At 37.6% G+C, this 13,593-nt stretch carries 12 protein-coding genes and 1 pseudogene; 7 read left to right on the forward strand and 6 right to left on the reverse strand.

The genetic code is table 11. The features are described from left to right. Nucleotides 1-68 precede the first annotated feature (68 nt). Complete coding sequence (locus BMMGA3_RS04925) at nucleotides 69-1,301, reverse strand: MFS transporter (protein WP_003348693.1); 1,233 nt, start codon at nucleotides 1,299-1,301, stop codon at nucleotides 69-71. Further along, complete coding sequence (locus tag BMMGA3_RS04930) at nucleotides 1,301-2,875, reverse strand: ATP-binding protein (protein ID WP_003348695.1); 1,575 nt, start codon at nucleotides 2,873-2,875, stop codon at nucleotides 1,301-1,303. The genes BMMGA3_RS04925 and BMMGA3_RS04930 overlap by 1 nt, the downstream gene beginning before the upstream one ends. 194 nt (nucleotides 2,876-3,069) lie before the next feature. Here BMMGA3_RS04930 and BMMGA3_RS04935 point away from each other — a divergent pair, with 194 nt between their 5' ends. From BMMGA3_RS04935 to ltrA, 4 genes and pseudogenes are all read left to right on the forward strand, one after another. After that, nucleotides 3,070-3,510, forward strand: a complete 441-nt coding sequence (locus BMMGA3_RS04935; RefSeq protein ID WP_003348697.1) for a MarR family winged helix-turn-helix transcriptional regulator — start codon at nucleotides 3,070-3,072, stop codon at nucleotides 3,508-3,510. Between the two features lie 130 nt (nucleotides 3,511-3,640). Further along, nucleotides 3,641-5,335, forward strand: coding sequence for a M3 family oligoendopeptidase (locus tag BMMGA3_RS04940; protein ID WP_038502080.1), 1,695 nt, complete (start codon nucleotides 3,641-3,643; stop codon nucleotides 5,333-5,335). A 460-nt stretch (nucleotides 5,336-5,795) separates the two neighbouring features. After that, nucleotides 5,796-5,981 (forward strand): hypothetical protein, encoded by a 186-nt coding sequence (locus BMMGA3_RS17135; protein ID WP_003347276.1) that lies wholly within the window; start codon nucleotides 5,796-5,798, stop codon nucleotides 5,979-5,981. Beyond that, nucleotides 5,923-7,182: pseudogene (gene ltrA / locus BMMGA3_RS04945) on the forward strand (group II intron reverse transcriptase/maturase). The gene BMMGA3_RS17135 and the pseudogene ltrA overlap by 59 nt, the downstream one beginning before the upstream one ends. A 65-nt stretch (nucleotides 7,183-7,247) precedes the next feature. On the opposite strand, the gene BMMGA3_RS04950 reads toward ltrA, so the two are convergent. Then, the gene (locus BMMGA3_RS04950; RefSeq protein ID WP_003348701.1) at nucleotides 7,248-9,410 is read right to left on the reverse strand and encodes an ATP-dependent Clp protease ATP-binding subunit; all 2,163 of its coding nucleotides are present in this window, start codon (nucleotides 9,408-9,410) and stop codon (nucleotides 7,248-7,250) included. A gap of 287 nt (nucleotides 9,411-9,697) precedes the next feature. Here BMMGA3_RS04950 and BMMGA3_RS04955 point away from each other — a divergent pair, with 287 nt between their 5' ends. Continuing rightward, the gene (locus BMMGA3_RS04955) at nucleotides 9,698-10,738 is read left to right on the forward strand and encodes a YkvI family membrane protein (RefSeq protein WP_038502082.1); all 1,041 of its coding nucleotides are present in this window, start codon (nucleotides 9,698-9,700) and stop codon (nucleotides 10,736-10,738) included. A gap of 19 nt (nucleotides 10,739-10,757) precedes the next feature. On the opposite strand, the gene BMMGA3_RS04960 is transcribed toward BMMGA3_RS04955, so the two are convergent. Together BMMGA3_RS04960 and BMMGA3_RS04965 are read right to left on the reverse strand one after the other, a co-directional pair. Further along, nucleotides 10,758-11,441, reverse strand: coding sequence for a hypothetical protein (locus BMMGA3_RS04960; RefSeq protein ID WP_003348704.1), 684 nt, complete (start codon nucleotides 11,439-11,441; stop codon nucleotides 10,758-10,760). 200 nt (nucleotides 11,442-11,641) lie between these two features. Further along, the gene (locus BMMGA3_RS04965) at nucleotides 11,642-12,253 is read right to left on the reverse strand and encodes a CPBP family intramembrane glutamic endopeptidase (RefSeq protein WP_003348705.1); all 612 of its coding nucleotides are present in this window, start codon (nucleotides 12,251-12,253) and stop codon (nucleotides 11,642-11,644) included. A 143-nt stretch (nucleotides 12,254-12,396) separates the two neighbouring features. Between BMMGA3_RS04965 and BMMGA3_RS18075 the strand changes: the two genes are divergently transcribed. Continuing rightward, nucleotides 12,397-12,507: a DUF6254 family protein gene (locus tag BMMGA3_RS18075; RefSeq protein ID WP_003348706.1), complete on the forward strand. Its 111-nt coding sequence runs from the start codon at nucleotides 12,397-12,399 to the stop codon at nucleotides 12,505-12,507. Nucleotides 12,508-12,631: 124 nt separating this feature from the next. On the opposite strand, the gene BMMGA3_RS04970 is transcribed toward BMMGA3_RS18075, so the two are convergent. Continuing rightward, on the reverse strand, nucleotides 12,632-12,820 hold the full coding sequence (locus BMMGA3_RS04970; RefSeq protein WP_003348709.1) for a YkvS family protein: 189 nt from the start codon (nucleotides 12,818-12,820) through the stop codon (nucleotides 12,632-12,634). Nucleotides 12,821-13,046: 226 nt separating this feature from the next. On the opposite strand from BMMGA3_RS04970, the gene BMMGA3_RS04975 reads away from it, so the two are divergent. Beyond that, a complete protein-coding gene (locus tag BMMGA3_RS04975; protein ID WP_003348711.1) occupies nucleotides 13,047-13,244 on the forward strand; it encodes a hypothetical protein in 198 nt (65 codons plus the stop codon). Nucleotides 13,245-13,593: the final 349 nt, after the last annotated feature.

Raw genomic sequence — 13,593 nt, forward strand, 5'->3', positions numbered from 1 at the left:
ATTTAGTAAAAATAAATCATTCTTAAAATAAAAACCAGGTGCATGTGCATCCTGGTTTTCAAAATCATTTAGTTCGATTCTGCCAAACTTTTATCAGAAGGCAGGAAAATAGTAAGTATGCCTAGCAAAGGCAAATAGCCCATAAGGATTATGGTTTTCGTAAGTCCAATGATGTCTGCCAAATACCCGATCCCAATTGATCCAAGGGCTCCCATTCCAAATGCGAGCCCAACTGTTAATCCCGACATTGTGCCAATTTTTCCGGGTACAAGCTCTTGAGCATATACGACTGTAACTGAAAAACTGGACATCAAAATAAAACCGCTTATTGTCAGCAATATAAAAGCTGCTACTGGCGGAACATGCGGAATTAGTATCGAGAGCGGAGCCGCCGCAATCATGGATAGAAGAATAATCGTTTTCTTTCCGTATCTGTCTGAAAGCGGGCCTCCTAAAAATGTTCCTGCAGCTCCGGCAATAAGAAAGGCAAATAAAAACAGCTGTGACATCTTAATCGAGATTGAATATTTGTGTATTGCATAAAAAGCATAAAAATTAGTCATGCTTGCAATGTACCATGACCGGGCAAAAATCAAAAATAAGATCAAAGTAAGAGCAAACCAGACAGATCTTCTGCTTTTTCTTCCATCAATTGAAGAAGATGGCTTCTTTTTAGATGAAATGGTTTTTTCAAACTTTAATTTAAAAGAGTACCAGTTTGCTATATAAATCAATAACCCTACCGCAACAGCGGCAACAAGGGTAAACCAAGCAGCTCCAATTTGTCCGAGTGGGACAAGGACCACTGCTGTAATAAGCGGTGCGAGTGCCTGTCCTGAATTCCCGCCAACCTGATAGATGGACTGGGCTAAACCACGACGTGGCCCGGCTGCCATATAGGCAACTCTTGATCCTTCAGGATGAAAAACAGCTGACCCGAGCCCTATAAGCAAAACAGAAATAACAATAATCTCAAATCTTGGGGCAAGAGCAAGTCCGAGAATTCCAAACAATGTAAAGGTTAATCCTATTGGCAAGGCATAAGGCTTTGGTTTTTTATCTGTATACATACCTACTACAGGCTGCATAATGGAAGATACCATATTTAATGAAAATGCAATGAAACCTAATTGTGTATAGGAAAGCCTCATCGATTTTCCAAGTACGGGGAACATTGCTGGTACGACGGCCTGTAACGAATCGTTCAGCAAATGGCATAAGCCGATAATCAATAATATTTTAAAAGAAGTAGTACCTTGCCCCTTTGAAATCGGACTTGCCGCTGCAGTTAATTGGCTCATTATTTTGTCTCCTTTCGGCCAAGCATCATACCCGGTTTTTTTACCGTAGGCCGTGCCCTGCTAATCTTGTTTTCTATTGAAATATCAAGCGGCAAGGAAATGACCGCTTTAGTACCTTGTTGTTTATTGCTTATGATCTGAATTGTTCCACCAAAGGATTCAACAATTCGTTTGCATATGACGAGTCCCAACCCGGTTCCAGTATCTTTTGAGGTATAAAAAGGGTCAAAAATCTTTGAGAGCTCTTCCTCTGCAATTCCTGTCCCTGTATCCGTTACTTCGATTATGCATGATCGATTGTCTTTTTTTAATTCAACTTTTAGGATTCCGCCGTCCGGCATCGATTCAAATGCATTTTTTGTTAAATTTAGTACAACCTGTTTTATTTGGTCATTTGTACATTTTACTAGTACAGGCTCTGGAGGAAGCAAACAATAATATTTGACGTTATATAGATTTGCTTCTGATAAAATAAGCGGATTAAGCTCAATAAATATATTTCGCAAATCTAAAACTTCTAATATTTGTGCAGCTGGCTTTCCAAGAATAAGAAATTCACTGACGATTTCATTGATCCGTTTGATCTCTTTATTAATAACTGAAAAAAAATACTGGTCTTCTTCGTCTTTGTATTTTTCACTCAATAGCTGAATTAGTCCTTTTATTCCTGTAAGCGGATTTCTGATTTCATGGGCAGTGCTAGCAGCCAAAGTTCCGACAAGTTCCAGCTTTTGAGCTTCAATTTGCGCTTTTTCCTTTGTTACCCGCCTTTTTAATAAAACATATTTAATCAGCAAAAATAAAATATGGAACAAAATAAGAATACGAATCAAAAATTCGACCATCTTAGGCAATAAATCAGATAGTTGAAAATCCTTAATTTCTACTTTAATACTCCATGGCAAAAGCTCGAGCGGTACGACTACCCATTGCTTAGTTTTCAGTGTCGAAGTATCGGTCACATTAATATTTATTATCGATTTATCATTGGAGTTTACTATGTAAAGCTTTGTATCCGGTGTAAGCTCCTTCATAATATTTTGGATATAATCGATGCGGAGATAGGCGACCAATATTGAACGAATGTCTCTTTTATCAGACATGACGGGCATTGCTAATCCTATTACTTTTTGTCCATTGCCGAGAATTTCAGGATGATCAGAAATGATCGTATCTTTTGTTACGATAGCGGTATTGATGTAGTCATGCTCAGATAAATCCGCATCGGATAAAAAGTCGTTTGACCCTGAGATGACTTTTCCAGTTCGATCAAGCAAATAAAGACCTCCATAACGAGGATCTCTTTGTTGTGTTTTCTGAAGAAGGGCTGCAAGATTTTCTGGATATTGCCGAGAATTTTCTAACAGAATTGAAATAATTTCAAGACTTGTAACTGTTTCAGTTATTAATTGGTCCCAGCTCTTTTGATGAATGGAGGCGACCCATTTTGAGTGATTTTTTCTTTGTTGGAAATCTTCCTCCAGAAGATGATGAATGTGATAAAATGAACCTGCAAGTGCAGGAATAATAACAATAATAAGGTAAATGAAAAAACTGTTCTTGAGTTTGCCCATAAGATAACCTCAAATACAAATTCCAAACATCCTTTATTATAACATAATTTTGCAGCAGCAGAGTTTACACATACAATTTGGATAAAAAATAGACTAAACTTAAATTATAGAACTCAATCAGATGACGTAATTGACAAAAATTCTCAGTTTCTTTATAATTAATTGATACGAATATGAAAAAAGGAAGATTTCAAATGAGTTCAGAAAGTGTTAGTCAATCCTTAAAATTATTTATTGTTCTTTCTAGGGCTTATAAAGCGATTGATGAACAAGTTAGTAAATTTATTCAAGCAAATGGATTGAATCCGACTGAATTTGCCGTTCTTGAATTACTTTATCATAAAGGGAAACAGCCGTTGCAGCAAATTGGTAATAAGATTTTGCTGGCAAGCGGGAGTATCACATATGTTGTTGACAAATTAGAGCAGAAAGAGCTATTGGTTCGCGCCGCCTGTCCGGATGATCGAAGAGTGACATATGCTCAAATCACTGAAAAAGGAAAATCGTTTATTGAAAGTATTTTTCCGGAACATGAACAAAATATCCATCAATTAATGAGCCATCTTACAGAAGAAGAAAAAGAAACGGCCATTCATTTGTTAAAAAAGCTCGGATTATCCGTACGCAAATATTAGCGCGGTCCAATTTTGGACTTTTTTTATTTGAATTTAGGTAATGACCGATTTTAAAAGAATAAAAGAAAATTGCTAGTGCTTGACGAATTGTTTATTTTGTTTTTTCAATTTTTTTCTTAGGGAGGAAATAATGAGATTTGAAGAATATATATATACCCGGCCTGATGTTGAAAAAGCAAAGAAATCGTTTCAATCTGCAATTGAAAAGTTTCAATCCTCTTCATCAGTTGAACAGCAATTAGAAGCAATGAACGAGATTAATAAAATTCGCAATCATATTAGCACGATGTTTAACCTTTGCTATATTAGGCACTCCATTAATACGAACGATGAATTTTATAAAAATGAACAGGATTACATGGATGAGATTCAACCTGTAGTTGAAGGGCTTGTAACGAAATACTATGAGGCCCTTGTTCAATCTCCGTTCCGCAAAGAACTCGAAAAAAAATTGGGAAGTCAGTTATTTGCATTGGCAGAGGCGCAACTTAAAACTTTCTCTCCAGAAATTGTTCCTCTTTTGCAAAAAGAGAATAAACTGTCAACCGAATATACGAAATTACTAGCATCTGCCAAAATCTTTTTCGAAGGCGAGGAACGGACTCTTGCACAATTGGAGCCGTTTACGGAATCAACGGACCGCAAGATGAGAAAAAAAGCGAGTGAAGCCAAGTTTGGTTTTTTAGCTGAAAATGAGGAAACGTTGGATCGAATCTATGATGATCTTGTAAAAGTTCGGACAGAAATTGCCAAAAAACTCGGGTATAAAAACTTTGTAGAACTCGGCTATTACCGTATGTACCGTACGGATTATAATGCTGAAATGGTTGCCAATTTCCGGAAGCAGGTTGAAGAGTTTATCGTTCCAATTGCCACAAAACTAAAAGAACGCCAGCGTGAGAGAATTGGAGTAGAAAAGCTAAAGTATTATGATGAAGGGTTTAACTTTAAGACCGGAAATCCTACACCTAAAGGAAGCCCTGAATGGATCATCGAAAATGGTCAAAAGATGTATGATGAACTTTCAAAAGAAACAGGAGAGTTTTTTCGCTATATGCGAGAAAACGGCTTAATGGATCTTGTTGCAAAAAAAGGAAAAGCGGGCGGAGGCTATTGTACATTTATTGAAGATTATAAATCTCCGTTTATTTTTTCAAACTTTAATGGAACTTCAGGGGATATAAATGTATTAACACATGAAGCCGGTCATGCCTTCCAAGTTTATTCAAGCAGACACTTTGATATTCCTGAATATTATTGGCCAACGTACGAAGCTGCGGAAATTCATTCAATGAGCATGGAATTTTTCACTTGGCCATGGATGGAGTTATTTTTTAAAGAAGATACAGAAAAATATAAGTTTGCTCATTTAAGTTCAGCATTATTATTCCTTCCTTACGGGGTATCAGTTGACGAATTTCAGCACTGGGTTTATGAAAATCCAGAAGCGACTCCAAAAGAAAGAAAGCAGGCTTGGAGAGAAATCGAAAAGAAATATTTGCCGCATAAAGATTATGATGGAAATGAGTATCTTGAAAACGGAGGATTTTGGCAGCGTCAAGGTCATATTTACAATTCTCCATTTTATTATATTGATTACACACTTGCACAAATTTGTGCATTCCAGTTCTGGAAACGGTCTAGGGAAAATCGGGAAGAAGCTTGGCACGATTATGTAAATCTTTGTAAACTGGGAGGAAGCCTTCCTTTTATTGAACTCGTAAAAAGAGCCAACTTAATTTCACCATTTGAGGATGGCTGTGTTCAATCCGTCGTTGGCGAAATCGAAAATTGGCTTAATTCCATTTACGATAAATATTTATAAAAAAATCCCGGTTGCCCGGGATTTTTTTATTATTTGTGCGCCCGGCATGGGTGTAATCTATAGGGTGCAAGTCCCGAGCTGTGAAGGCAGAAGTAGCAGTTAGCATAACGCAAGGGTGTCCGTGGTAACGCGGAATCTGAAGGAAGCGGACGGCAAACTTCCGGTCTGAGGAATACGAACTTCATATAAGGCTAGGTATCACTGGGTGAGTTTGCAAAACAAAACAAAGCCCTTTCTGCCGAAGGTGATACAGAGTAAATGAAGCAGATAGATGGAAGGAAAGATTACACTCTTACCCGGGGAGATCTGACTGGCACGCCAAGTAATCTTGGTAACCTATCTAGCGATAGATAGCTGAGCAGTCAGAAGTCAGCAGAGGTCATAGTACTCTTTCGAGCTCGAGACGAAAGAGGAAGGACCGAACAATTAAGGAGAACGAAACACTACGCGTTCATCTTCTGTGTTGAAGCAGACAATCCGGCAGGACTTACTTGAAGGAGGAAGTGGTGAATCCCACGGGGGACTTCAAGAGGGTGGAGCAGAAGATGGCACAAATAGAGGGATTCGTTCACGTGGAGAGGATATCTATGTTGATGGAACTGATTTTGTCACGGGAAAATCTCCTAACGGCATTAAAACGAGTTGAACAGAATAAAGGAAGTCACGGAGTAGATGGCATGCCCGCAAAAGACCTACGGAGACACCTCTATGAAAACTGGGACTCCATTCGACAGTCGTTAAGAGAGGGAACCTACAAACCCTTACCCGTTCGTCGAGTTGAAATCCCGAAACCGAACGGCGGAGTAAGACTTCTAGGTATCCCCACCGTGACTGATCGTTTCATTCAACAAGCGATCGCCCAAGTGTTAACGAGAATCTTCGATCCGACCTTCTCTGAACATAGCTACGGCTTTCGCCCAAGCCGCAGATGACATGAGGCGGTCAGGAAAGCAAAGGGCTATATCAAAGAAGGATATCGCTGGGTGGTCGATATAGACTTAGAGAAATTCTTTGACAAGGTGAACCACGACAAACTGATGGGGATCTTGGCGAAAACGATCGAAGATCGGATTTTACTTAAGTTAATCCGCCGGTATCTTCAATCAGGCGTGATGATAAATGGAGTGGTAATGGAAACAGACATGGGAACGCCACAAGGTGGACCGCTTAGTCCACTATTATCAAACATCATGCTTCACGAGTTGGACAAGGAACTTGAGAAACGTGGACATAAATTTGTACGGTACGCGGATGACTGTAATATCTACGTGAAAACAAAGAAAGCAGGAATTCGTGTCATGAACTCCATTACTAACTTTATCGAGAAGGAATTAAAGCTCAAGGTAAATAAAGAGAAATCGGCGGTAGACCGTCCTTGGAAACGGAAGTTTCTCGGTTTTAGCTTTACACCAAACAAAACACCCAAGATACGGATGGCGAAAGAAAGTGTGAAACGATTCAAGAACAAGATCCGTGAAATCACATCCAGATCCAAACCGTATCGAATGGAGGAAAGAATTGAGAAACTGAACATGTACCTAATGGGATGGTGTGGATATTTTGCCTTGGCAGATACACCAAGCAAGTTCAAAGAATTTGATGAATGGATAAGACGAAGACTTCGAATGTGTTTATGGAAAGAGTGGAAAACGCCTAAAACAAGAATTCGGAAACTTAGAGCATTAGGTGTTCCAAGTCATAAAGCAATCGAGTGGGGCAATACACGCAAGAAATACTGGCGGATTGCCTGCAGTCCCATTCTACACAAAACCCTCGATAACTCCTACTGGAGTCAACAAGGGTTAAGAAGTCTATTCGAGAGATATCATTTTCTACGTCATACTTAATTGAACCGCCGTATACCGAACGGTACGTACGGTGGTGTGAGAGGTCGGGGGTTAGTCACCCCCTCCTACTCGATTGCTGATACGACAATCTCGCCATTTTGTAGCACTGCTTTCAATTCTTTGACATCAGGCTGATCCAATACAAAATCAGCAATTTTGTCTTCTAATTGTTCTTGAATGACACGGCGAAGCGGGCGTGCACCGAATTCTGGAACATATCCGAGTTCTACAAGCTTTTCTTTCACTTCAAGTGATATTTCAAGTTTGAGGCCTTGTTCTTCCAATGTTTCATTTAATTCATTGAGCATTAAGTCTACAATTTTTAAAAGATCCTCTTTTTCAAGAGATTTAAACTCAATAATGCTGTCAAAGCGGTTTAAGAATTCAGGCTTAAAGAAGCTGCCAAGTGAATCCAGGATACTTGTTTCTTTTATAGCATCACTTTTATCAAATCCCACTTTAATGGTTTTATGACCAACGCCGGCATTACTTGTCATAATTATGACTGTATCTTTAAAGCTGACTGTCCTGCCTTGGCTGTCTGTTAAACGACCGTCCTCAAGAATTTGCAGAAACATGTGTTGAACATCCGGATGGGCTTTTTCAATTTCATCGAGCAAAATAATGCTGTATGGATTGCGGCGCACTTTTTCTGTCAGTTGTCCAGCTTCTTCATGGCCTACATATCCAGGCGGAGAGCCGATGATTTTAGATACACTGTGCTTTTCCATATATTCGCTCATATCAAGGCGAATCATGGCATCTTTTGTGCCAAACAGTTCTTCAGCCAAGGCTTTTGTCAATTCTGTTTTACCGACTCCAGTCGGGCCAACAAACAAGAAGGATCCGATCGGACGGTTTTTTGACTTGAGACCTGCACGGCTGCGGCGGATTGCTTTCGCAACTTTCCTTACAGCTTCCTCTTGGCCGATCACTTTAGCTGCAAGGTTTGTTTCAAGATTTTTCATCTTTTCTTGTTCATCTTCCTGGAGTTTTCCGACAGGAATTCCGGTTTTCTTTTCGATAATTTCTTGAATGTGTTGTACGGTAATTTCTGGGCGGTTTGTTCCATGTTGATCATTTAACAATTTTTCTAGCTTTGCTTCTTCATCGCGAAGAGCAGCAGCTTTTTCGAAGTTTTCTTCTCTTATAGCCACTTCTTTTTCTTTCGAAATTTCACTTAGGCGTTTCTCGATTTGTTCTCTATCTGCATTTCCTGATAATAAATTCATCTTTGAACCGGCTTCGTCCATTAAATCAATGGCTTTGTCTGGAAGGAAGCGGTCTTGGATATAACGATGTGACAAATTCACACACGCCCTAATTGCTTCATCGGTGTATTTCACTTCATGATAATCCTCATATTTTGACTGAATGCCCTTCAGGATTTCATAAGTTTTTTCAAGTGATGGTTCGAGTACTTGCACTGGCTGGAATCGGCGTTCTAACGCAGGATCCTTTTCAATTTGGCGGTACTCTTTCAATGTTGTTGCTCCGACTACCTGCAATTCGCCGCGGGCTAGAGCTGGTTTTAAAATATTTCCTGCGTCCATAGAACCTTCTGCAGAACCGGCCCCAACCAATAGATGGATTTCATCAATAAATAAAATAATATTTTTTCGTGCTTGCAATTCGGAAATCAGCCGTTTCATTCTCTCTTCGAATTGACCGCGAATTCCTGTATTGGCAACAAGTGATGCGACATCAAGCAAATACACTTCTTTGTTAAGAAGTTTGGCTGGCACTTTTCCTTCTGCAATTCTTAATGCAAGGCCTTCAACTACAGCTGTTTTTCCGACACCCGGTTCACCGATTAAAACCGGATTGTTTTTATTTCGGCGATTCAATATTTCAATAACTCGGTCTACTTCCTCCTCACGACCAATTACTGGATCTATAAGTCCGGCTTTGGCCAGTTGAGTTAAGTTACGGCCAAATTGGTCGATAAAACCGCCGCCCCTGTGGCCTTGCTGGACTTGAGCTCCGTTTATTTCACTCATTCCACTCATTTCATTAGCTGGAAAGGCTGAAAATTGTTTAAATAAGTCCTCAAAAGAAGATGGATTAAAGCCTGAAAAACCGAACATCGAAGGACCAAAAGCAGCGCCTAATTTTGATCTTTCTTTACGGTAACACTCGTCGCAAAGATGATAATGCTGTTTGTTGCCATTAATATTTATGTTCAATTCAATCACAGCTTGATTGTTATGACATTTTTGGCAAAGCATTTGGATTCCTCCTTTGACTTTGACTATATTTGACTTTATTTATCTTTATTATACTTTGACCTTTTTTGACGTTCAAGTATTTTGTTTTTGAAACCTTGTTCAAATTTGATAGAAGCTATACTCCTATTTTTGACTTTGACTATATTTGACTATTTGTAATACAAGTATACTTTGACCTTTTCTGACTTTCAAGTATTTTGCTTATAGTATTTATTCCATCACATTGAAAAAGCTCGTCTTTCTTTGTCCACTTATTCATATATATGGACTAGGGAGGGGAGACATAAGTGAGGACAAACTGGTCTCAAGCTCTGCAAATTGCTGCTGTTTATGTTGGAACCGTTGTGGGAGCTGGATTTGCAACCGGAAAAGAAATAGTCGAATTTTTTTCGCGTTTTGGATTTATTGGGATGATTGGCATATTAATTGGCGGCTATATTTTTATTTTTTTGGGCTCAAAATTAATGAGAATTGCAGCTGTGATAGGGGCTGATTCTTATCAAGATTTTAATCTTTATTTATTTGGCCGCCATTTCGGAACTCTTATAAATATATTAATGCTTGTTATGCTTTTTGGCGTTTCCGCTGTTATGCTGTCAGGGGCCGGGGCAGTATTTGATGAGCAGCTGGGAATATCGAGGATCTCAGGAATTATTGTGACCATTGTTTTATCGATTTTTGTAATGATTGTAGGAATTAAAGGGCTATTTGCTGTTAATATTTTCGTCGTTCCGATGATGGTCACTTTTAGTTTTTACTTAATGTTCATTTCTGTTCAATTGCCTCACTTTCAGGATCAGCTTTTATCGATTCCTTTTGCTGAAGATGGGTGGAAATCAGTTGTTGCCCCGTTTTCATATACTGCGTTTAATCTTTCGCTCGCACAGGCAGTCTTAGTGCCAGTTGCAAAGGAAATAAAGGATGTTCGGACAATCAAGTGGGGGGGAATTTTAGGGGGGCTGGCATTAACTTTCATCCTGCTGTCGAGCCATACGACATTAATTATGCTGCCTGATTTTAGAAGTTATGAAATTCCTATGGCAGTCACGATGAAAAATTTGGCCTCAGGATTTTATTGGATATATGTTTTTATTATTTATGGCGAAATCTTTACATCGATTATTGGAAATATTTTTGGATTGGAAAGGCAATTAAAGAAATATGTAAAAGCTCCATCCATCATAATAGTTTCAGGGATTTTTGTAATTGTTTTTCTTATAAGTTTTGTAGATTACGGTACATTGCTTTCCTATTTATATCCAATTTTCGGCTATATCAGTCTGTTTTTTATCATTTTATTATGGATAAAACCTCTTGAAGAAATGTGAAAAGGGGCTTTGTCAGCCCCTACTTGCTTTTCTTTTCTTTCATGATTGTTTTTGCCATTTGCAGAAATGCATCGCGATGATCTGCATCCTCTTTTGTATACATCGTAAGTTTTAGTGGTAAGTCAGGATTATTGATTAAATAGGCTGTTACTGTTTCGCCATTTTTGGACGCTTCCATGACGATGCTGTTTTTAAACATTGAATCTTTAGGTGCTTGAAGAGTTTTAATGTCATTACTTACAGCTTGCAATTGTGCTTTTGTTGTATTAGTGATCGCATCCCAATTAGTATCTTTCGGGATAAGCTCTATTCGCATAAAAATTTCTGGGTTATCAGTCAAATATAGCACATCTTTAGAAGGCTCTTCTGCAGTCAGTTTATATTCAGGAAGTACGTACATTGAGTAATCTTTGGTATCGTTATATTTTAGAAAAGCCGTTTCTTTTTTTGTCTCTCCGTTAACTTTGTACTGAATGTTTTGTTCCAATATACGGACAACCCCGTCATCAGTGGCTTCTTTATTCGTATCTTCATCCTTATTTGGAGAATTACTATCTTTGTTTTGATTCTTTTTTTCTGCTGCTGGTTGATGCAGGTTGCTGTCACCATTTGCACTGTCTTTTGAGCTTGTGGCAGAACCGCAGCCAGAAAGAGCGAGAGTTATGATGGCAAGAGCAAAAAAGATATTTTTGTACAGTTTCATTCAACATTTATCCTCCCTGTGTATATTATGAACTGTTCTTCCTTAATTGACGTTTTTTATAGTAAATCGTTACAAGATGTTATATCGAAAAAAGTGGTATTGCTATATAAACGATAGCATGGAAAAATCAAACAAACAACCGGATTATGAACCGGGTAATTTGTCTTATAGTAAAAAGAGCAGCCATTTCGAGCTGCTCTTTATCTTAGAGGCAGTAAAACAAATAAGAAAAGATCAAATATTAAATGAGACACAATGACAAGAGGGATGCTTTTTTTCCATTTGTAGAGCCAGCCCCAAAAAATTCCGCTTACGAATGCAGCAAACGGCAAAATCATAAATTCGGAATATATATTGACGCTCGCATTTAATAAAGCAGCAATTAAAATACTTAAAGTATGATTTAGATGCCTCGAAATTCTTTTTTGAACAAAACCCCGCCAAAATATTTCTTCACCGGGAATAATAACTAAAATTAATACGATATAATGCCATATTTCAGATGGTGAAAAGCGATTGTAAAGCTTGTTGATGTCATTGTTGAATGGCAAATGAAGAATATTGATTAAGTCGTTTCCTGCCCAAAAAACACCAAACAGGATAATCCCGGAACAAATACCGTAAAACAGGTAGCTTTTAAAAGATGTTTGATCATCGACATCTTCTTTCACAATTGTGTAGCTTATGTGTAAGAGCATGGACGCAGTATACATATACCAAAACACGGACTTATCTTCAAAAGTAAAAAAAAGCAGAAGATGTGCGAGGACAATTCCGATTATTAGTGTTAAATCGGAGACGCACTTTTTCATCTGTTCTTCTCCTTTCATTCTTGGACAACAAACCTTATTGTAACAAAAAAGCATAAACAATTGTAAGGAAAAGATTTTATTTCGATTCCTGAAAATAACATGACGTCCCTTGGAAAAACTAAAAAAGAAAGGAGGGAATTATTTTGACTAAGTCTAAAAAAGAAAAAGAGCGGGCATGGACAATACGAAAACAGGAGCAAAATCCACACGGCAAAGTAAAATCATTTCAAGAAGTAGAACAAAACAAAAAATAATGAAAAATTAAGGCTCCCTGAGATTTCGTCTTAGGGAGCATACATTTTGTATTTTTAATAACTAACTTAAATGTTAATATATGAAAAAGCAGCAAATGCTTCCTTTATACTACTCCTAAATTTCTTATTGGGTTTTTTCTCTTATTATTTTATAATTTTTATGATTAACCACTGTCCTTTGTTCTAGTTCAAGATCCCGGTAATTTTCCATATATGTTAAGTCAACAATTACAGAATTTTCATTGACCTTTTCTACGATGCCTTGTAAGCCATTTTTAAATTCAATCACATTTCCCACTTCAGCTTTTTTCAACCAGCCTCTCTCCTTTTTTTCAATTTACATCTTTAATACAAACAGTTTCACAAGCAAAACTTGTTTGAAAAGAAAATGTATTTACAATGATCATTAAACTGTAAATACAGATAGCTTATCACAAAAATGGCTAATTTGAAATTACATTCCTGTGAATTCATCAAGCTTGTATTCGATTAAGATAATGTTTAGATATTTTGCATCAAGAAAATAGGGGGATCCGGAAATGAATGAAGAAAAAATGATTAACGAAGTACTTGATAAGCTAAAAAACGGCGAAATTTCTGAGTACTATGTTTCTAAAGATAAATTTCTTTCATTTCGCAGTGTTCTTGTTAAACGGCCAGATTTTAAACATTTTAGAGGGATCGCGCAGCGAGGAGGGGATGTGATTTATCGATATCTTGAAACCCCAAGAAGTTAATTCTAGAGAATATATGTTTCTAAATCTTATTTACTCATGAAAGAAATGGCATCTGATTGTTAAAATCAAATGTCATAATTTTAAATTATAGAATGGGGGCTGACTCTTTAAGTCAGCCTAATTTGCTGTAGCATGTAAACAAAAACAAAAAATTGGAAAAAGAAAGCGCTTAACCAAATATAGTTTTAAAAAAACATTGGAATATTAGGTATTTCCCGTTGTCTGTATGGTCAGGAAATGCTATTCTTTTTTTGGGATGTTAGTTGTCTGATGACTTAAAGAACATAATCAAAATACCTGCATCATACATGATAAAAAGATCGCTGGAGAAAATAAAATAGCATTGAAA

The organism is Bacillus methanolicus MGA3 (assembly GCF_000724485.1).
Lineage (GTDB): Bacteria > Bacillota > Bacilli > Bacillales > Cytobacillaceae > Bacillus_Z > Bacillus_Z methanolicus_A.

Coding starts and splice junctions, on each gene's coding strand:
- BMMGA3_RS04925 (WP_003348693.1), bottom strand. CDS start 1,301: ATGAGCCAATTAACTGCAGCGGCAAGTCCGATTTCAAAGGGGCAAGGT.
- BMMGA3_RS04930 (WP_003348695.1), bottom strand. CDS start 2,875: ATGGGCAAACTCAAGAACAGTTTTTTCATTTACCTTATTATTGTTATT.
- BMMGA3_RS04935 (WP_003348697.1), top strand. CDS start 3,070: ATGAGTTCAGAAAGTGTTAGTCAATCCTTAAAATTATTTATTGTTCTT.
- BMMGA3_RS04940 (WP_038502080.1), top strand. CDS start 3,641: ATGAGATTTGAAGAATATATATATACCCGGCCTGATGTTGAAAAAGCA.
- BMMGA3_RS04950 (WP_003348701.1), bottom strand. CDS start 9,410: ATGCTTTGCCAAAAATGTCATAACAATCAAGCTGTGATTGAATTGAAC.
- BMMGA3_RS04960 (WP_003348704.1), bottom strand. CDS start 11,441: ATGAAACTGTACAAAAATATCTTTTTTGCTCTTGCCATCATAACTCTC.
- BMMGA3_RS04965 (WP_003348705.1), bottom strand. CDS start 12,253: ATGAAAAAGTGCGTCTCCGATTTAACACTAATAATCGGAATTGTCCTC.
- BMMGA3_RS04975 (WP_003348711.1), top strand. CDS start 13,047: ATGAATGAAGAAAAAATGATTAACGAAGTACTTGATAAGCTAAAAAAC.